The 19104-nt window shown below is 59.8% G+C and carries 20 protein-coding genes; 6 read left to right on the top strand and 14 right to left on the bottom strand.

The window, feature by feature from the left end; translation table 11 throughout:
* Positions 1-149 precede the first annotated feature (149 nt).
* Positions 150-1118 (top strand): octaprenyl diphosphate synthase, encoded by a 969-nt coding sequence (ispB, locus tag AC13DJ_RS15945; RefSeq protein WP_482933190.1) that lies wholly within the window; start codon positions 150-152, stop codon positions 1116-1118.
* A gap of 36 nt (positions 1119-1154) precedes the next feature.
* On the opposite strand, the gene AC13DJ_RS15940 is transcribed toward ispB, so the two are convergent.
* Complete coding sequence (locus AC13DJ_RS15940) at positions 1155-2141, bottom strand: glutathione S-transferase family protein (protein WP_482933189.1); 987 nt, start codon at positions 2139-2141, stop codon at positions 1155-1157.
* Positions 2142-2443: 302 nt separating this feature from the next.
* On the opposite strand from AC13DJ_RS15940, the gene AC13DJ_RS15935 reads away from it, so the two are divergent.
* On the top strand, positions 2444-3358 hold the full coding sequence (locus AC13DJ_RS15935) for a LysR substrate-binding domain-containing protein (RefSeq protein WP_058341541.1): 915 nt from the start codon (positions 2444-2446) through the stop codon (positions 3356-3358).
* A 93-nt stretch (positions 3359-3451) separates the two neighbouring features.
* Positions 3452-4978, top strand: a complete 1527-nt coding sequence (locus AC13DJ_RS15930; protein ID WP_482933188.1) for a WS/DGAT/MGAT family O-acyltransferase — start codon at positions 3452-3454, stop codon at positions 4976-4978.
* Between the two features lie 37 nt (positions 4979-5015).
* Here the strand turns inward: AC13DJ_RS15930 and AC13DJ_RS15925 are convergent, their stop codons facing one another.
* Positions 5016-5123 (bottom strand): DUF2057 domain-containing protein, encoded by a 108-nt coding sequence (locus AC13DJ_RS15925; protein WP_228285886.1) that lies wholly within the window; start codon positions 5121-5123, stop codon positions 5016-5018.
* On the bottom strand, positions 5113-5250 hold the full coding sequence (locus tag AC13DJ_RS15920; protein ID WP_473802444.1) for a hypothetical protein: 138 nt from the start codon (positions 5248-5250) through the stop codon (positions 5113-5115). The genes AC13DJ_RS15925 and AC13DJ_RS15920 overlap by 11 nt, the downstream gene beginning before the upstream one ends.
* Positions 5251-5388: 138 nt before the next feature.
* On the opposite strand from AC13DJ_RS15920, the gene AC13DJ_RS15915 reads away from it, so the two are divergent.
* Complete coding sequence (locus AC13DJ_RS15915; protein WP_022987747.1) at positions 5389-5592, top strand: DUF6316 family protein; 204 nt, start codon at positions 5389-5391, stop codon at positions 5590-5592.
* Positions 5593-5608: 16 nt separating this feature from the next.
* On the opposite strand, the gene AC13DJ_RS15910 is transcribed toward AC13DJ_RS15915, so the two are convergent.
* From AC13DJ_RS15910 to glyA, 8 genes are all read right to left on the bottom strand, one after another.
* The gene (locus AC13DJ_RS15910; RefSeq protein WP_474540574.1) at positions 5609-6118 is read right to left on the bottom strand and encodes a phosphatidylglycerophosphatase A family protein; all 510 of its coding nucleotides are present in this window, start codon (positions 6116-6118) and stop codon (positions 5609-5611) included.
* 14 nt (positions 6119-6132) lie between these two features.
* Positions 6133-7083 (bottom strand): thiamine-phosphate kinase, encoded by a 951-nt coding sequence (thiL, locus tag AC13DJ_RS15905; protein ID WP_476130462.1) that lies wholly within the window; start codon positions 7081-7083, stop codon positions 6133-6135.
* A gap of 3 nt (positions 7084-7086) precedes the next feature.
* The gene (nusB, locus tag AC13DJ_RS15900; RefSeq protein WP_022987744.1) at positions 7087-7563 is read right to left on the bottom strand and encodes a transcription antitermination factor NusB; all 477 of its coding nucleotides are present in this window, start codon (positions 7561-7563) and stop codon (positions 7087-7089) included.
* Positions 7563-8039: a 6,7-dimethyl-8-ribityllumazine synthase gene (gene ribH / locus AC13DJ_RS15895; RefSeq protein ID WP_022987743.1), complete on the bottom strand. Its 477-nt coding sequence runs from the start codon at positions 8037-8039 to the stop codon at positions 7563-7565. The genes nusB and ribH overlap by 1 nt, the downstream gene beginning before the upstream one ends.
* A 48-nt stretch (positions 8040-8087) precedes the next feature.
* Positions 8088-9203: a bifunctional 3,4-dihydroxy-2-butanone-4-phosphate synthase/GTP cyclohydrolase II gene (gene ribBA / locus AC13DJ_RS15890; protein ID WP_058341536.1), complete on the bottom strand. Its 1116-nt coding sequence runs from the start codon at positions 9201-9203 to the stop codon at positions 8088-8090.
* 63 nt (positions 9204-9266) lie between these two features.
* Positions 9267-10382, bottom strand: coding sequence for a bifunctional diaminohydroxyphosphoribosylaminopyrimidine deaminase/5-amino-6-(5-phosphoribosylamino)uracil reductase RibD (gene ribD / locus AC13DJ_RS15885; protein ID WP_232901541.1), 1116 nt, complete (start codon positions 10380-10382; stop codon positions 9267-9269).
* The gene (gene nrdR, locus AC13DJ_RS15880; protein ID WP_022987740.1) at positions 10379-10897 is read right to left on the bottom strand and encodes a transcriptional regulator NrdR; all 519 of its coding nucleotides are present in this window, start codon (positions 10895-10897) and stop codon (positions 10379-10381) included. Before nrdR ends, ribD begins: the two co-directional genes overlap by 4 nt.
* Before the next feature lie 74 nt (positions 10898-10971).
* Positions 10972-12225 (bottom strand): serine hydroxymethyltransferase, encoded by a 1254-nt coding sequence (gene glyA / locus AC13DJ_RS15875; protein WP_482933187.1) that lies wholly within the window; start codon positions 12223-12225, stop codon positions 10972-10974.
* A 390-nt stretch (positions 12226-12615) separates the two neighbouring features.
* Here glyA and ettA point away from each other — a divergent pair, with 390 nt between their 5' ends.
* A complete protein-coding gene (gene ettA, locus AC13DJ_RS15870; RefSeq protein WP_482933186.1) occupies positions 12616-14277 on the top strand; it encodes an energy-dependent translational throttle protein EttA in 1662 nt (553 codons plus the stop codon).
* Entirely contained in the window at positions 14277-15653 is a 1377-nt protein-coding gene (radA, locus tag AC13DJ_RS15865) for a DNA repair protein RadA (RefSeq protein ID WP_482933185.1), read from the top strand. The genes ettA and radA overlap by 1 nt, the downstream gene beginning before the upstream one ends.
* 174 nt (positions 15654-15827) lie before the next feature.
* On the opposite strand, the gene AC13DJ_RS15860 is transcribed toward radA, so the two are convergent.
* From AC13DJ_RS15860 to AC13DJ_RS15850, 3 genes are all read right to left on the bottom strand, one after another.
* A complete protein-coding gene (locus tag AC13DJ_RS15860) occupies positions 15828-16196 on the bottom strand; it encodes a PilZ domain-containing protein (RefSeq protein WP_482933184.1) in 369 nt (122 codons plus the stop codon).
* Positions 16197-16490: 294 nt separating this feature from the next.
* On the bottom strand, positions 16491-17555 hold the full coding sequence (hemE, locus tag AC13DJ_RS15855) for a uroporphyrinogen decarboxylase (RefSeq protein WP_482933183.1): 1065 nt from the start codon (positions 17553-17555) through the stop codon (positions 16491-16493).
* Between the two features lie 125 nt (positions 17556-17680).
* Positions 17681-19099, bottom strand: a complete 1419-nt coding sequence (locus AC13DJ_RS15850) for an FAD-dependent oxidoreductase (RefSeq protein WP_058341530.1) — start codon at positions 19097-19099, stop codon at positions 17681-17683.
* Positions 19100-19104: the final 5 nt, after the last annotated feature.

Here is a 19104-nt window from a genome sequence, read left to right as displayed (position 1 = left end):
GATGAGTTGGGCGCGTGATTGTACGAAAAGCCGCCGGGCAATACAAGCCGGATTCCGGTTCAAGTTGACACTGTAGGCAGCAATACCTAGCATTGCCGCGACCTGCCCGAAAACTCAACGAAAACACCAGCAAGGGACGTTTCAGCCCGATGACAGCCCAGCGTATCCATGACACCGTGGCGGATGACTTCAGCCGCGTTAATGACCTGATTATCAAGCGGCTTGCCTCGGATGTCCCGATGGTGGAAAAAATCGCCCACTATATTATTGAGAGTGGCGGTAAGCGTTTGAGGCCCTTACTGGTTTTGCTGTCCAGCCGGGCCGCGGGCTACGGCCAGGACGACCATCTGAAGCTGGCCGCGGTCATTGAATTCTTGCACACCGCCACCCTGCTGCACGACGACGTTGTGGACACCTCCGACATGCGCCGAGGCCGCAGTACCGCCAACGCCAAGTGGGGCAACGCCCCGAGCGTGCTGGTAGGTGATTTCCTGTATGCCCGGGCCTTCGAGATGATGGTGGAGCTGGAAAGCCTGCCGATCATGAACGTGCTGTCCCACGCCACGGCGGTGATTGCCGAGGGCGAGGTGATGCAGCTGATGAACGTGAAGAACCCGGACCTCACCGAAGAGCAGTACATGGTGGTCATCCATAACAAGACCGCCATGCTGTTCGAAGCATCTTCCCACACCGGCGCACTGCTGGCCGGAGCGGACCCGGAACAGGAAGCCGCCCTGAAAGACTACGGCAAGCACCTGGGCCTGGCATTCCAGCTGGTGGATGACGTACTGGATTACCTGGGCGATGCCGAAGCCATGGGCAAGAACGTGGGCGACGACCTGGCCGAAGGCAAGACCACCCTGCCCCTGATTTACGCCATGGCCAACGGCAACGACGAAGAGCGACAGCTGATTCGCCAGGCTATTCGCAAGGGTGGGCTGGATGACCTGCCGAAGGTTCTGGACATCGTGAAGGCCTCCGGTGCCATTGAATACACCATGGCGAAGGCAAAAGAACAGGCGCAGATCGCGAAAGACCTGCTGGCCTGCCTGCCGGAGTCCGAGCACCGGCAATCACTGGAGCTGCTGACCGAAGTAGCGGTGGCCCGGGTCAGCTGAGTTGCCAGAGCCCCGCGCGCTTACTTCTCAGTAAGCTCAGTTCAAACCATCACGCCCATGCGGCGAACTAAAATCCAGCTCCGGCCCCACCGGCACGATCTGGGTGGGGTTGATGGTGCGCTGGCTCACGTAGTAGTGCTGCTTGATCTGGCGGATGTCCACGGTCTCCGCCACGCCCGGCACCTGATACAGCTCCCGCAAATATCCGGACAGGTTCGGATAATCCCGGATCTGCTGGCGATTGCATTTGAAGTGGCTGTAATACACCGCATCAAACCGGATCAGCGTGGTGAACAGCCGCCAGTCGGCTTCGGTGATCTGGCTGCCAGTGACATAGCGCTGGCTCTCCAGTTTCGCTTCCAGCCAGTCCAGTGAATCAAACAGCGCCTTGTAGGCCTCTTCGTATTTGTCCTGGGCGGTGGCAAAACCGGCCTTGTACACACCGTTGTTGACCGTGTCGTACACCCGCTCGTTTACTGCGTCGATTTCGCTGTGCAGGCTTTCAGGATAAAGGTCCAGCTCGGCATTCACGCCTTCAAGCCCGTTAAAAGCTGAGTTGAACATGCGGATAATTTCCGCTGACTCGTTACTGACAATGGTTTCCCTCTGCTTGTCCCACAGTACCGGCACCGTCACCCGCCCCGAATAATCCGGCGCCGCCCGGGTGTATACCTGATGCATGAACTCTGAGTTGTACAGATGGTCCTGATGCTCCGCATCCCCGGGCCGGAACTCCCAGCCGTTCTCGACCATATCCGGGTGTACCACAGACACACCGATGTGCGACTCCAAACCCTTGAGTTTGCGGAAGATCAAGGTCCGGTGCGCCCAGGGGCAGGCCATGGATACGTACAGGTGATAACGGCCGCTTTCCGCCGCGAAACCACCCTCACCCGCAGGCCCGGCGGAGCCGTCTGGTGTTACCCAGTTACGGAAGCGGGCGGCTTCACGCTCAAACTTGCCGCCGGTTTTGTCGGTGTCGTACCACTGGTCGTGCCATTTGCCGTCTACTAGTAAGCCCATGTGGGACTCCTTGTTTTTGGCCACGGAATCTCGGAAGGACACGGAAAAAGAAAAACTGAACGACTCTTAGCCACGGACACTCACGGACTCACACGGACAAAGAAAAAGAAATCTCTTGGCTTTTCGTCCGTGTGAGTCCGTGAGTGTCCGTGGCAAAAATCAGTTTCTTCTGTTCAGTAATTCTTCCGTGTTCTTTCGTGGATTTCGTGGCAAAGAATTTCTACAACCTGAGGACAGACTAACCCCTGCCCTGCTACGCTGATAGCAAGCATTTCTGGCAAACACTTTCAGATAATTCGAACATGCATACAGCCATCACCATAGACGCACTTAAAGTACTGGACGCCATTGACCGCAAGGGCAGTTTTGCCGGGGCGGCGGGGGAGTTGTTTCGGGTGCCTTCGGCCATCAGTTACACGGTTCAGAAGCTCGAAGAAGATCTCAACGTCAGTATCTTTGACCGTAGCGGCCACAAAGCTGTGCTGACTCCGGCGGGGCGTTACCTTCTGGAGGAAGGACGGTCTTTGCTTGAGGCAGCGGAGAACCTGGCCCATTCCACCCGCCAGGTGGCGGAAGGCTGGGAAACGCGGTTGCGGATCGGGTTTAACTCACTGATGCCGGCAGACTGCCTGTTTCCCGCCATCGAGGCCTTTTACCAGCTGGGCGTGCCGGTGGATGTGCAGATTGTGGAAGAGGTTTTCGCCGGTGCCTGGGATGCTCTGCAAAGCCGGCGCGTGGATATGATTGTGGGTGCAGACCAGCTCAGCAAACCGGCCGGCAGTTTCACCACCAAGGCGCTGGGCGAGGTGCCGTTTGTGTTTGCGGTGGCCGCCAACCATCCGCTGGCAAACGCGAAAGAGCCTCTGGCGGAGGCGGATATTGCCCCCTATCCGGCCGCCGTGGCGGCGGATACTTCCCGTTCACTACCACCCGGCCATGCCGGTATTTTCCGCAGGCAGCGAACGCTTACGGTCAGTAATATTGATCAGAAAATTGCTGTGCAGGAAGCCGGGCTGGGGGTTGGCTGGCTACCGGTACCCCGTATCCGGGAACAGCTTGCCCGTGGCTCGCTGGTTGCCAGGGAAGTGCACGAACCAAGGCCGGCCATTGCCATCCACCTGGCTCGGCACAGCGAAGACAAAGGCAAGGCCCTGATGTGGTTCTGGGATTACCTGGGCAATGACAACGGCATCCAGAACTGGCTTCAGCCGGAATAAATACCGGGCAGCCAGGCCAACCGGCAGCCCGGGTGTTTGCGATATACTCGGCCACCCGTATCGTTAAAAGTGACACACAAGGGAGTGCGCTCAATGCGTCAGCTGTCGGAACTGGATGCCTCGTTCCTGTACCTGGAGTCGGAAACCACGCCCATGCATATTGGCGGCGTGTATCTGTTCGACGCCAGCGACCTGCAATACCCCCTGGCATTCAGCACCTTTGTCGCGTATCTGCGCAGCCGCCTGCACGTGGTTCCCCTGTTCCGGCAGAAGCTCAAGGAAATCCCCCTGCGCCTGGGGCGCCCCTACTGGATTGATGACCCGGATTTCAGCATCGAGCGGCACCTGGCCTATGTGAACCTGGGCGAACACGGCAAGCAGTCGAGCCTGATGTCGCTGGCCTCCAAAATCCTGGAAGAACCCCTGAAACGGGACCGCCCGCTGTGGCACATCACCTTCGTGGATGGCTTCAAGCTGGACGACCGGGAAGGCGAGAAAGAAGGCTTTGCCCTGATCGTAAAGCTGCACCACGCGGCTATCGATGCCTTCAGTGGCGAGGAAATCATGGGCAAGCTGCTGGAATACACGCCAGAGCCGCGCGCCATTCCCCAGCCCCGGCCCTGGCTGCCCCGGCCGGAACCGTCTGAAGAACGGGTATTTCTGCAGGCCGGCGCCAATATGCTGAAAACCCCGATGCAGTTTGCCTCGCTGGCTTACAATGCCGCCGAAGTCACCGCTCGCGGGCTCGTCCACAGGCAGCTTCGCAAGCTGCCCTTGCCGCTACCCCTGTTCACCGCACCCCACAGCCCGTTTAACCGGCAGATCACCGCCAACCGGCGGCTGGTTTCCACCCAGGTAAGTCTGTCCCGGCTGAAAGCCATCAAATCCAGCCTGGCTGACGTAACCCTGAACGATGTGGTTCTGGGCCTGTGTGCCGAAATCCTGCGCCGCTACCTGCTTGTGCAGGATAACGGCACCGACCGCTCACTGGTCGCCATGACACCCATCTCCGTGCGCTCCAGCAGTCTGCGACGGGCTACCGGCAACCAGATGTCTGCCATGCTGCTGGACCTGGCCACCACCGAGCCCAACCCGGCAGCGCGGATTCGCCGCATTCATCGCAACGCGGTGGATTCGGAACCCTACCGCGAAGCCATTGCCGCCGACCGGCTCACCGAACTGCTGCCCTCTACCCTGCTGGCGCTCTCGGCCCGGCTGTATTCGGAACTGCAGGTGGCCCAGCGCTACCAGCCCCTGTTCAACCTGCCCATTACCAATGTGCCTGGCCCACAGGTACCACTGTTCCTGCAAGGCGCCAGGCTGGTACAGCAGTTCAACAGTGCGCCGCTGTTCGACAGCATGGGGTTGGTGATTGTTGCGGTGAGTTATCAGGGCCAGCTGACCCTCAACTTCACTCTGTGCCCGGATGTCGTCGCGGATGGCGATGCATTTAAAGCGTTAACCGAGGAAAGCCTGGCCAGCATGGAAGAGGCGGTCGCCTCACTGGGCCCGGATGAAGGTAACGAGTTGCCGGCAAGCGGCAGCCAGAGCCTGACCGACGAACTGATGAACTACATGGAAGGTTTTCTGAAGAGTGGTCTGAAGCGCTTCAAACGCTAATGCAAAGGCCGGGCACTGTGCCCGGCCTTTTGCAGGTTTATTCGAACGCCCAGCGCAGGAACTCGCGCTTTTCTTCTTCAGTGGCGTCGCCCCACAGGGACTTCATACGGTCCAGCGTTGATCCGGATTGCGCATCACCGCTCACGCCAGTACCCGGCGGGATCACCCTGCCAGGTATCAATGCGCGCAAGGGAGGAAGCGCAGCCCACCAGGGTAACGCTGAGCATTAAAACCACCAGCTTGAAAAACCCGCGAACGTGACACATACTCATTTAGCTCCTTTTCCATAGGACGGCCCTTCAGTGGGCCAGGACACGTGACTGACAACTGCCAAGCATTCTGAACATACCCGGGGCTCAGGGAAAGAACGTCAAACCTTAAACTGCGCAATCAAAGCTCGGGAGGTTACCATGGACACCCAGCGAAGAACCGGAGAAGACGGACCACCACCCTTTCGCAGCAGCCGATTTTTCTGTGTTGGCAGCAAGTGGTATTTCACCACCCGGGAAGGCTTTGACAGCGGCCCCTTCGCCACCCGTGAGCGAGCGGAAATCGGGCTGAAGCGGTTCCTGCACGTGGTGCGTATGCTGCCAGACGAGCCGCAGCTGCACTGAACAGCCAGCGGCACCGTTACACGATATAGGGCATCACCCAGGTGTCGATTCCCCACAGGCAGGCCAGCGCCATGATGCCTGCCACGACGTCATCCACCATAATTCCCAGCCCGCCGGGTAGCCGGGCATCCAGCCAGTTTATAGGCCAGGGCTTGAGCACATCAAAGAAGCGGAACAGCATGAACGCCATCAGCACGCCGTAAATCTGGTCCGGGAACAGCCCCAGGACAATCCACATGCCCACAAACTCGTCCCATACAATGCCACTGTGGTCGTGCACTTTCAGGTCGTCGGCGGTTTTACCGCACAACCAGATCCCCGCCAGAAATGCAGCCAATACCACCAGCCAGTAGGCCATCGGTGGCAACCAGGCGAAGGCATACCACACAGGAATAGCGGCCAGGCTACCCCAGGTGCCAGGCGCTTTCGGCGCAGCACCACTGCCAAAGCCGAAGGCCAGAAAATGCACCGGATGGCGCAGAAAGCCCGGCGGCAGTATGGCGGCCGGAGCATCCGGTTCATGCATCAAGTTATCGTCTGTCAATCAGACCTCCCGAAATGGTCATATCCCTGGGTTTGGTAGCCGGCGGGCGCGCCTGCTAACGTCAGCCCAGGCTCCGGCACAATCCGGCCGATCACCGTCAGTTGTTCACGGACTGGCGCAGGCAGCGCGGCCAGTGCTTCCGGGGCGATGATCAGGCACAGCTGGTAGTCGTCACCGGCGGTCAGGGCCAGGTCCAGCGCCCGCACTCCCTGCAACTGCCTGAGCTCTTCCGACATCGGAATACTGGCCACATCCAGTTCGGCGCCCACACCAGACGCATCCAGAATGTGCTGTAAGTCTGCCAGCAGGCCGTCAGAAATATCGATAGCGGCACTGGCCTTACCAGCCAGGCTTGCCCCGAGTTTCAGTTGGGGTTGCGGGCTATGGTAACTGGCCAGCAGGGCTTTTTGCCGTGCGCCCGGTTCCGGATCCTCAAGATAGTCCAGCGCAGCACCGGCATTGCCCAGCGGGCCGGTTACGCATACCCGGTCACCCTCTCGGGCGCCGGAGCGCAACAAAGCCTGGCCGGCCTTTACGGTGCCATGAACCTGGATGGTGATCGTTAACGGGCCTCGGGTGGTGTCACCGCCGGCCAGGGTAATACCGAACGCCTGGCTGGCCCGGGACAGCCCTTCGGCAAAGCCCGCCAGCCAGTCGGAATCTGCTTCCGGCAGGCTCAGGGCCAGGGTAAAGCAGACAGGCTCGGCGCCCATGGCCGCCAGGTCACTGACGGCTACTGCCAGTGACCGCCAACCAAGGTGGGAAGGAGCATAGTGAGGGGGAAAGTGGACACCCTCTACCAGGGTATCCACTGAAAACACCAGGTCCCGGCCCGGCGGCACCCGCTGGATGGCGCAGTCATCGCCGGGGCCAAGCACAAGCTGATCGTTCCTGGCGTTGCTTGCCAGCGGCTGGAAATACTGCCGGATCAGCTCGAATTCACCCATGAATCAGCGTGGACGGGTTTCGGCCAGCCGCAGGCGGCGGCTCAGTTTGTCCAGCACACTGTTCACGAACTTGTGGCCTTCAGTACCGCCAAAGCGCTTGGCCATTTCGATACCTTCGTTGATCACCACTTTATAGGGCACATCAATACGGCATTTCAGCTCGTAGGCACCCAGGCGCACGATGGCCAGTTCAACCGGATCCACTTCTTTCAGGGGACGGTCGAGGAACGGCTCGATCAGCCTGTCCAGTTCGGCCTGCTCCCGGTGTACGCCCCGCAGCAGGTCGCGGAAGTACATGATATCCACCTTGCTCATGTCGTTATCAACCATGAACTCGGCTTCAATATCAGAGATCGGAGACTTGCTGAAGTGCCGCTGATACAGGCCCTGCATAGCAAGGGCCCGCGCCCGGCGGCGGTCGCCGGCTTTTGGCTGGCTGGTTTTCCCCGGTTGGGGAGAGGTATCACCCGCTTCGCTCATTACTCACCCAACTTTTTGAACAGACTGACCATTTCCAGGGCAGTAATCGCAGCTTCCGCACCTTTGTTACCGGCCTTGGTGCCGGAGCGCTCGATGGCCTGCTCGATGGAATCCACGGTCAGTACACCGAAGGTGACCGGCACGTCGGTTTCCAGGCTGACAGCGCCCAGGCCACTGGAGGCTTCACCGGCTACGTATTCAAAGTGCGGAGTACCACCACGAATCACTGCGCCCAGGGCGATGATGGCGTCGTAGTCGGAGGTTTCCGCCACACGCTTGACCGCCAGCGGCATTTCGTAGGCACCCGGTACGCGGATAATGGTGATGTCGTCATCGGCAATACCGTGGCGGCGCAGGGTATCTACCGCACCTTCCACCAGGCTTTCTACAACAAAGCCGTTAAACCGGCCAACCACCAGCGCGTAACGGCCGCTGCACTGGGTAAAATCACCTTCAATTACTTTGATATCTGCCATCTCGGGCTCCTTCGCGGGCTGCCGGAATCAGGGCGGCAGCCGGGTTGATCATTCGTGGGTATAGGGTACGTATTCCACCACTTCCAGGTCGAAACCGGAGATGGCGGAGAATTTCACCGGCGGGCTCAGCAGGCGCATTTTGCCCACGCCGATGTCGCGCAAAATCTGGGAACCGGTACCCACGGTAAAGTACACACCGGAGCTGCCCTTGCCTGCTGACTTCGGGCCCTGGTCGTAGAATTCCTGGATACGGTCTTCCAGGTTGTAGCTGTCTTCCGCGCTGTTGAGCAGAACCACCACGCCGCGCCCTTCAGTGGCCACTTTTTCAAGGGCATGGTGCAGCGGCCAGCTGCGGGAATCCTTGCGCCGGGCACCCAGCAGGTCGCGCAGGGTGTCGGTAATATGCACCCGCACAAACACCGGCTCATCCGGGCTGATGTCGCCCATCACCATGGCCAGGTGGGTGGCACCCTGAACATTGTCCCGGTAGGTGCGCAACTTGAACACGCCATATTCGGTATCCAGCTCGTGCTCTTCCACACACTCCACGGTTTTCTCGTTCATGGTGCGGTAGTGGATCAGGTCTGCGATGGTGCCGACCTTAAGGCCGTGCTCTTCGGCAAAGCGTTCCAGGTCTTCACGGCGGGCCATGGAGCCATCGTCGTTCATGATCTCGCAGATCACACCGGCTGGCTCGCAACCGGCCAGGGCGGCGAGGTCACAGGAGGCTTCGGTGTGGCCGGCACGGCTCAATACACCGCCGGGATCGGACATCAGCGGGAAGATATGGCCCGGCTGAACCAGGTCAGACGCCTTGGCATCGCGCGCTACGGCAGCCTGTACGGTGCGGGCCCGGTCAGCGGCCGAGATGCCGGTGGTGACGCCTTCACGGGCTTCGATAGACAGCGTGAACTTGGTGCCGAAGCCGGAGGCGTTCTGCTGAACCATCAGCGGCAGGCCCAGCTGTTCGCAACGCTGCCGGGTCATGGGCATGCAGATCAGGCCGCGGCCGAACCTCGCCATAAAGTTGATGGCTTCCGGCGTGCAGTGTTCTGCTGCCATTACCAGGTCGCCTTCGTTTTCGCGGTCTTCGTCGTCCATCAGGATAACCATCTTGCCCTGACGGATATCTTCGATTATCTCTTCAATACTGTTCAGTGCCATACGGTTCCGCACCCTGTCACTCCTGCCCTCACCATTGAAGGCACGGAGGAATGAATTGAATGTTTAGTGGCGGGCCAGGATCAATCGCTGATCCTCTCCTACCTGGCGGCGATCCAGCACCTTCCATTGCACTTTGTCTGCCATGACTTCGATGGGCAGGTGGGCGGTCGGGCGCCCGGTACTGCCCAGAAAAACCGGTGCCTGGTAGAGCCAGAGTTCGTCTACCAGGTTCTCGTTGATAAAGGTGCCTGCCAGTGTCGGGCCGGCCTCTACCAGTAATTCGTTGATGCCCAGCTCACCCAGGGCATCCAGCAACTCGGAGACATCCACGCCGTTGTCTTTCCAGGCCACGCCGGTGAGGCGAACACCCAGTGCCGCCAAATCCTGCGCCGGGCCGGTGGCCAGGGTGGAGCTGGCACAGAACACCTGCACGTTACCACCCCGAAGAATCCGGGCTGTGGACGGTGTACGGGCATCGCGGTCTGCAATCACCCGCAGCGGCTGACGCGACGGATCAGTGGCTTCGCCGATATCGCCCATTTCGTCCCGACGCACGGTCAGGGACGGGTCATCGGCCAAAACCGTACCGACACCTGTCAGAATAGCATCACTCATGGCCCGCAGCCTTTGCACGTCTTGCCGCGCCTCGGGCCCGGTAATCCACTGGCTTTCACCGGAAGCCATAGCGGTGCGGCCATCCAGGCTCGCGGCCATCTTAAGCCGTACCCAGGGCCGTCCGGTGCGCATGCGTTTCATGAAACCCGGATTCAGGCGGGCGGCTTCATCCCCCATCAGGCCTTCAGTAACCCGGATACCGGCGTCCCGCAGCATATCCAGCCCCCGGCCAGACACCGAGGGATTGGGGTCTGTCGTTGCCGCAAACACCTGGGCAACTCCGGCCTCTATCAGAGCCTTCGCACAGGGCGGCGTGCGGCCGTAGTGGCTGCAGGGCTCAAGGGTAACGTAGGCCGTAGCGCCCCGGGCTTCATACCCGGCCTGGCTCAGGGCCCGCACTTCCGCATGGGCCTCGCCGGCTCGCTCGTGCCAGCCTTCACCAACAATCCGGTTACCCCTGGCGATCACGCAGCCAACCCTGGGGTTCGGATGGGTGGAATAACGGCCGCGCCAGGCCAGCTGGATGGCCCGGGCCATCATTGCCCGGTCACGGTCTGAAATCATTCTTTGCCTTTGTCTGACTGGTTATCCGCCAGCACACGGGCAACATCCACGGCGGCATCGCTATTACCCTGAGACAAGCGCTCGATTTCTTCCTTGAACTCGTTGATGTCCTGAAAGCTGCGATACACCGAGGCAAAGCGTACATAGGCCACTTTGTCGAGCTGGCGCAGTTCAGTCATTACCTCTTCGCCCAGCTGCATGGATTTTACTTCACGCTCGCCGGTGGCTCTCAGGCGGTATTTGATCCGGTTCAGGGCGGCATCGATCTGCTCGATGCTCACCGGCCGTTTTTCCAGTGCCTTCATCAGCCCTGCCCGCAGTTTTTCTTCATCAAAGGGCTGACGGGTGCCGTCCTGCTTGACCACCCGGGGCATCACCAGTTCGGCGGTTTCAAAGGTGGTAAAACGCTCGTGGCAGGACAAGCACTCCCTGCGGCGGCGCACCTGGTCGCCCTCGGCCACCAGGCGCGAATCAATCACCTTGGTATCGGCTTCACCACAGAAAGGACAATGCATAATTCACAGGCTCCGGAAAGGAAGAACCCGGATGGTCCTTGCGGAGCACCCGGGCAGGCACATTACCGTGCGTTTCAGCCGTAAACCGGGAAGCGGGCACACACCGCTTCAACCTGTTCACGTACTCGGCTGATGACGGCGTCGTCTTCAAGGTTGTCGAGGATGTCGCACATCCAGCCGGCCAGGTCACGGCACTCCTGCTCACCAAAGCCGCGAGTGGTAACCGCCGGGGTACCGATACGCAGGCCGGAGGTCACGAACGGCGAACGCGGGTCGTTCGGAACGGCGTTCTTGTTCACGGTGATGTGAGCGCGGCCGAGGGCTGCGTCTGCATCTTTACCGGTGATGTCCTGCTTGATCAGGCTGACCAGGAACAGGTGGTTCTTGGTGCCACCGGAAACCACGTCAAAACCGCGCTCAACAAACACCTCGGCCATGGCGCTGGCGTTGGTCACCACCTGCTGCTGGTAGGCCTTGAAGTCATCGCTCATGGCTTCTTTGAAGCAGATGGCCTTGGCCGCGATAACGTGCATCAGCGGGCCACCCTGACCGCCGGGGAAGACAGCGGAGTTCAGTTTCTTGTGCAGATCTTCGTCGTCACACGCCAGAATCAAGCCGCCACGGGGGCCGCGCAGCGTTTTGTGGGTGGTGGTGGTGACCACGTGGGCGTGCGGCATAGGATCCGGGTACACGCCGGCGGCAACCAGGCCGGCTACGTGGGCCATGTCGACAAACAGGTATGCGCCCACCTTGTCGGCAATGGCTCGGAACCGGGCAAAATCCAGCTCCTGGGAATAGGCGGAGAAGCCAGCGATGATCATCTTCGGCTTGTTCTCAACGGCCAGGGCTTCCAATTCGTCGTAATCGATCAGGCCGGTTTCCGGGTTCAGGCCGTACTGAACGGCGTGGTAGATCTTGCCGGAGAAGTTCACGCTGGCACCGTGGGTCAGGTGACCACCGTGGGCCAGGCTCATGCCCAGAACGGTGTCGCCGGGCTTGAGCAGCGCCATGAACACGGCGGAGTTAGCCTGGGAACCGGAGTGCGGCTGCACGTTGGCGTAGGCGGCACCAAACAGTTCCTTGGCACGGTCAATGGCCAGCTGCTCGGCAATATCGACAAACTCGCAACCACCGTAGTAGCGCTTGCCGGGGTAGCCTTCGGCGTACTTGTTGGTCAGCACGCTGCCCTGGGCTTCCATCACCCGCGGGCTGGTGTAGTTTTCGGATGCGATCAGCTCGATGTGCGCTTCCTGACGCTTCTCTTCCGCCTGCATGGCGTTCCACAATGCGTCATCGAATCCGGCGATTTTCATATCACGATTAAACATGGATGTGCTGCCCCTGTCTGTATGCTGGCCCGGCGCTGCCCCTGTGCATGCCGTAACCCCTGAAAATTTGGGCCGCTATTCTATCGCGATTACGGGTTAGAAATCATCCTTTATGCCGTCCGCAGATACCGGCACACCGGAGGCTGTCAATTGCTATCGCGGAACGCTTTAGATACCTTACCCGGTTATTGTTCTCAGGTACCGACGTCCGTGGTATCGGCCTTCGGGGTGAGCGATCCGGGATACGCTGTAAATACGTCCCTGTACGCTCGACAAAATCATCCCTGATTTTGACGATCCCGGATCGCTCACCCCGAAGTCCTCGATCAGTCGCCTGACGTGCTTTCATTTTTCAAGCTACTGCCTGTTTGATAAAAGGAATATGCCAAAATGGCTCAATACGTATACACCATGAACCGCGTGGGCAAGGTGGTACCACCCAAGCGGGAGATTCTGAAAGACATTTCTCTGAGCTTCTTCCCTGGCGCCAAAATCGGCGTGCTCGGTCTGAACGGCGCCGGTAAATCCACCCTGCTGCGTATTATGGCGGGCGTGGACCAGGACTACATCGGTGAGGCCCGGCCACAGCCCGGCATCAATGTGGGCTACCTGCCGCAGGAGCCGGAGCTGGACGAAGAGAAGACCGTAAAGGAAATCGTGGACGAGTCTGTCGCCCATGTTCACAACGCCCTGGCTGAATTGGACAAGGTTTACGCCGCCTACGCCGAGCCGGATGCCGACTTTGACGAGCTGGCCAAGAAACAGGGCGAGCTGGAAGCGATCATCCAGGCCACCGACGGCCACGACATCGAACGCAAGATGGAAGTGGCCGCCGACGCCCTGCGCCTGCCGGCCTGGGACCAGAAGGTAAAAGTACTGTCCGGTGGTGAGCGCCGCCGCGTGGCCCTGTGCCGCCTGCTGCTGTCCGGCCCGGACATGCTGCTGCTGGACGAGCCCACCAACCACCTGGATGCCGAATCCGTGGCCTGGCTGGAGCGCTTCCTGCACGATTACGACGGCACCGTGGTTGCCATCACCCACGACCGTTACTTCCTGGACAACGTAGCCGGCTGGATCCTGGAACTGGACCGTGGCCAGGGCATTCCGTTCGAAGGCAACTACAGCCAGTGGCTGGAGAACAAAGAGAAGCGCCTGGAGATGGAATCCAAGCAGGAAGCTGCTCACCAGAAGGCCATCAAACAGGAACTGGAGTGGGTTCGCTCCAACGCCAAGGGCCGCCAGTCCAAGAGCAAGGCCCGCATGGCCCGCTTCGAGGAAATGAGCTCCCAGGAATTCCAGAAGCGCAACGAAACCAACGAACTGTACATCCCGCCCGGACCTCGCCTGGGCGACAAGGTGATCGAAGTAGACGGCATCAGCAAGGCCTTCGGTGACCGCCTGCTGTATGAAAACGTCTCACTCAACGTACCGGCCGGTGCCATTGTCGGCATCATCGGCGGTAACGGCGCCGGTAAATCCACCCTGTTCAAGATGATCGCGGGCATGGACAAGCCGGACTCCGGCACCATCACCGTGGGCGAAACCGTGGAACTGGCCTATGTCGACCAGATGCGCGACCTGGACGGCAGCAAGACCGTGTGGGAAGAGCTTTCCGACGGCCAGGACATCATCAAGGTAGGCAACTACGAGACCCCGTCCCGCGCCTACGTGGGCCGCTTCAACTTCAAGGGCACCGACCAGCAGAAGCGGGTGGGCGACCTGTCCGGTGGTGAGCGCAACCGCCTGCACCTGGCCAAGCTGCTGAAACAGGGCGGCAACGTATTGCTGCTGGACGAACCCACCAACGACCTGGACGTGGAAACCCTGCGCGCCCTGGAAGAAGCGTTGCTGAATTTCCCGGGCTCCGCCCTGGTAATCTCGCACGACCGCTGGTTCCTGGACCGCGTGGCCACCCACATCCTGGCGTTTGAAGACGACGGCGAAGTGGTCTACTTCGAAGGTAACTTCACTGACTACGATGCCGACTTCAAGAAGCGCAAAGGGGATTCTGCCATGCAGCCCAAGCGCATGAAGTACAAGAAGCTGGCCTGATGGCAAAAGCAAAAACCTCCTATGTCTGCACCGAATGCGGTGCAGACTACTCCAAGTGGCAGGGCCAGTGCACGGCCTGCCACGAATGGAACACCATCAGCGAAGTACGCGGCATATCAGGCCCCGGCAAGGGTGCCCGCAGCGCCCGGTTTGAGGGCTACGCCGGCAGCTTGTCTGCCGTCAAAAGCCTGGACGAAGTCAGCCTGGCCGAACAGGCCCGCATCAGCACCGGCATGCAGGAATTCGACCGGGTACTGGGCGGCGGTCTTGTGGAAGGCTCTGCCGTACTCATGGGTGGCCACCCGGGCGCAGGTAAAAGTACCCTGCTGCTGCAGGCAGTATGTCAGCTCGCCGCCCAGCACCCTGCCCTGTACGTAACCGGTGAGGAATCCCTGCAACAGGTGGCCATGCGCGCCAAGCGGCTGGGCCTGCCCACCAAAGACCTGAAAATGCTCTCGGAAACCTCCGTGGAACGCCTGCTGCAGGTAGCCGAAGCGGAAAAACCCCGCATCCTGGTGATCGACAGTATCCAGGTAATGCACGTGGCGGAAATCGAATCCGCCCCCGGCTCGGTCTCCCAGGTACGCGAGAGTGCGGCGTTCCTCACCCGCTTTGCCAAGCAGACCGGCACGATTCTGCTGCTGGTCGGCCACGTCACCAAAGACGGCAGCCTGGCCGGCCCGAAAGTGCTGGAGCACATGATCGACTGCTCCATCCTGCTGGAAGGCTCCAGCGACAGCCGTTACCGCACTCTGCGGGGCATCAAGAACCGCTTCGGCGCGGTAAACGAGCTGGGCGTATTCGCCATGCTAGAACAGGGCCTGAAGGAAGTAAAAAACCCCAGCGCCATCTTCCTGAACCGGGGCGAAGAAGCCGCGCCGGGCAGTGTGGTGATGGTGGTGTGGGAAGGCACACGGCCAATGCTGGTGGAGATTCAGGCGCTGGTGGACATGGCCCAGGGCAGCTACCCGAGGCGAGTGGCAGTGGGCACAGACCAGAACCGGCTAGCGATGCTGCTCGCCGTACTGCACCGCCATGGCGGGATGCATGTGGCGGATCAGGATGTGTTCGTAAACGTGGTGGGTGGCGTAAAGGTCAACGAAACGAGTGCGGACCTGGCGCTGCTTGCAGCGGTGGTTTCATCCTTCCGCAACCGGGCTTTGCCGCAGGATCTGGTAATCTTCGGAGAAGTGGGGCTGTCCGGCGAAATCCGCCCGGTGCCAAGCGGTCAGGAACGCATCTACGAAGCCGCCAAGCACGGCTTTACGCGGGCGTTGGTACCGAAAGGCAACGCACCTCGCAAGCCTGTGGAAGGCATGAAAGTCATCCCGGTAACCAAGCTATCGGATGCCCTTTCAGCGCTAGAGGAGCTTTAGAGCTTTGGCCCCAGCCTTTAACTAATGGAGCACTGGGGCAGTATCAGAGAGCCTTTCCAAAAACCGCTACAAGCACATCCATGTGCGCTTCTCTCCGGCCATCCATGGCCTACGAAATTTTTGGAAAGGCTCTCTGATACTGCCCCACCCAACATTGTGCATAGCGCAAAAGCATTAACCTATCAGTTTGGCGAAATCCCGCTCTAACAGAGCCAGGTCCCCCAACTTACTGGCCACCAATCGTTCCAGGTTTTCAGTGCTTTCCACATCAATATAATCACACCGAAAACCCAGGCGCTCATCATCCGTGTGCCTCAGCTCAACGGCCATAACAATGCCAGTCGCATGGTCGTCTACGTGAATCACCACCTCAAACGGCTTGTTATACGGCAAGGCCTCACCTTCCGGGCGCCTGACCATCACCCCACCGAAAGAAATATCCAGCACCTCAGACGACCACACCTGGTCTTCACAAAACAAGTCACAGGGGGCCCCGAACTCCATTCGGCTGAATTTACGTTTCTCTTTGTTTGACGGTGCCAAGGCAAAACTCCTGATCGGTTGGCTCTGTTTTGACTATAGACCCGACACAAACAGAAGCACAACAAGCCAAAGGTATCTGATGGCGTCAACAATCGTTAATCAGGGAAGAGTAAAGGACTATCACTGGGGGTTCGAAAGCAAGGAGGCGGGCAGGCCTCCAAAAAATTTCGTAGGCCATGGATGGCCGGAGAGAAGCGCACATGGATGTGCTCGTAGCGGTTTTTTGGAGGCCTGCCCGCCTCCTTGCCTCCCGCAAAACCAGAAGGTTAGCGGAACGCAGGCACCAAACCTGGCTTACCGGTGATACTCGGCACTCAATTCGACAACGGCATTAATAAACGCCCCGGCATGCTCCGGATCCACATCCGGGGTAATACCATGCCCCAGGTTGAAGATATGCCCGGAGCCGGAACCATAGCGGGACAGGATATCTGCCACTTCCTGCCGGATGCGCTCTTTCGGCGCATACAGCATGGCCGGGTCCATGTTGCCCTGCAGGGCAACCTTGTCACCCACACGGGCGCGGGCGTTGCCGATGTCGGTGGTCCAGTCCAGGCCAACGGCATCGCAGCCGGAATCGGCGATGGACTCCAGCCACTGGCCGCCGTTCTTGGTGAACAGAATCACCGGCACGCGACGACCTTCGCTTTCGCGGATCAGGCCGGCGACGATTTTCCTCATGTAACGCAGGGAGAATTCTTCGTAGGCCCAGCTGCTCAGCACGCCGCCCCAGGTGTCGAAAATCTGCACCGCCTGAGCGCCGGCCTTGATCTGGCCGTTCAGGTAATCGATAACGGCATCCGCCAGGTGGTCCAGCAAGCGGTGCATCACTTCCGGCTGGCCGTACATCAGCTTCTTGGCTTCTGAGAAGGTCTTCGAGGAGCCACCTTCAATCATATAGGTCGCCAGGGTCCAGGGGCTGCCGGAGAAACCGATCAGCGGTACCCGGCCGTTCAGTTCACGGCGGATGGTGGAGACCGCGTTCATCACGTAGTCCAGGTCGGACTCGGCATCCATTTTCGGCAGCGCGTCTACGTCTGCTTCAGAACGAATCACCTTCCGGAATTTCGGACCTTCTCCGGTTTCGAAGTACAGGCCCAGCCCCAGCGCATCGGGAATGGTCAGGATATCGGAGAACAGGATGGCGGCATCCAGCGGGTAGCGTTCCAGCGGCTGCAGGGTCACTTCACAGGCCAGCGGGGTGTTCTTGCACAGGCTGAGGAAGTCGCCGGCCTTGGCCCGGGTTGCGCGGTATTCCGGCAGGTAACGGCCGGCCTGGCGCATCATCCACACCGGGGTGCGGTCTACGGGCTGGCGCATGAGGGCGCGCAGGAAGCGATCGTTCTTCAGCTCAGTCATAATTCCAGTCTTCTCGTCGGTAAATGGTCAGAGACAATGGGAAGCAATGATACCCCGTTTGCGCCAATAAAAAAGGGCGGCTTTCCACTAGAAAGCCGCCCTTCTGACACCGGTCAAGCCGTTAATCAGACATCCAGGTAATCCAGGATGCCTTCTGCTGCCTGACGGCCTTCCCAGATGGCGGTCACCACCAGGTCAGAACCGCGCACCATATCGCCACCGGCGAAGATTTTCGGGTTACTGGTCTGGAACGGAAATTCCGACTGCTCCGGCGCGGTTACCCGGCCGGAGTCGTCGGTGTTTACGCCGAACTCGTCAAACCAGGGCGCCGGGCTGGGGCGGAAGCCGAAGGCCACCAGCACCGCGTCTGCCGGGATGATTTCCTCGCTGCCGGGCACCACTTCCGGACGGCGGCGTCCGTTTTCATCCGGGGCGCCCAGCTCGGTGGTGACCACTTTCACGCCTTCCACCTTGCCGTTACCCACGATTTCAACGGGTTGGCGGTTGAACAGGAACTTCACGCCTTCTTCCTTGGCGTTGGCCACTTCACGGCGCGAACCCGGCATGTTTTCTTCGTCCCGGCGGTAGGCGCAGGTCACGCTTTCCGCCTGCTGGCGAATGGAGGTGCGGTTACAGTCCATGGCGGTATCACCACCGCCGAGCACCACGACATTCTTGTCTTTCATGTCGATGAACTCACTGGGCTTTTGCTCGAAGCCCAGGCGACGGTTCACGTTGGATACCAGGAACGGCAGAGCATCATACACACCGGGCAGGTCTTCGCCCGGGAAGCCGCCCTTCATGTAGGTGTAGGTGCCCATGCCCATGAACACGGCATCAAACTCGTCGATGATCGCCTTCAGCTGAACATCCTTGCCCACCTCGGTATTGAGGCGGAATTCCATGCCCATTTCCTCGAAGACCTGCCGGCGCCGGGCCATCACGGATTTTTCCAGCTTGAACTCGGGGATGCCGAAGGTCAGCAGGCCACCGATTTCCGGATAGCGATCAAACACCACCGGTTTCACGCCATTGCGCACCAGGATGTCGGCACAGCCAAGGCCGGCCGGGCCAGCGCCGATTACCGCCACTTTCTTATCCGTCCACTTCACGTTGGACATATCCGGCTTCCAGCCCAGGGCGAAGGCGGTGTCGGTGATGTACTTTTCAACGGAACCGATGGTAACCGCGCCGTAGCCGTCGTTCAGGGTACAGGCACCTTCACACAGTCGGTCCTGCGGGCACACCCGGCCGCAGACTTCCGGCAGGGAGTTGGTCTGGTGGCACAACTCCACGGCTTTCATGATGTTGCCTTCCGACACCAGCTTCAGCCAGTTCGGAATGTAGTTGTGTACCGGGCACTTCCACTCGCAATACGGGTTACCGCACTCCAGGCACCGATGCGCCTGCGAGGCCGCATGGGTTTCGCTGAACGGGTGGTAGATTTCCCCGAACTCTTTCTTGCGCTTCTTGGCGGGCACCTTCTTGGGGTCTACCCGCCCTACTTCCACAAACTGAAAGTCATTATGGAGACGTTCTTTCATGTTGC

Source organism: Marinobacter sp. L-46 (assembly GCF_056859535.1).
Note: the sequence above shows the minus strand (reverse complement) of the source record. Positions and strands in the feature narration are given on the sequence as shown.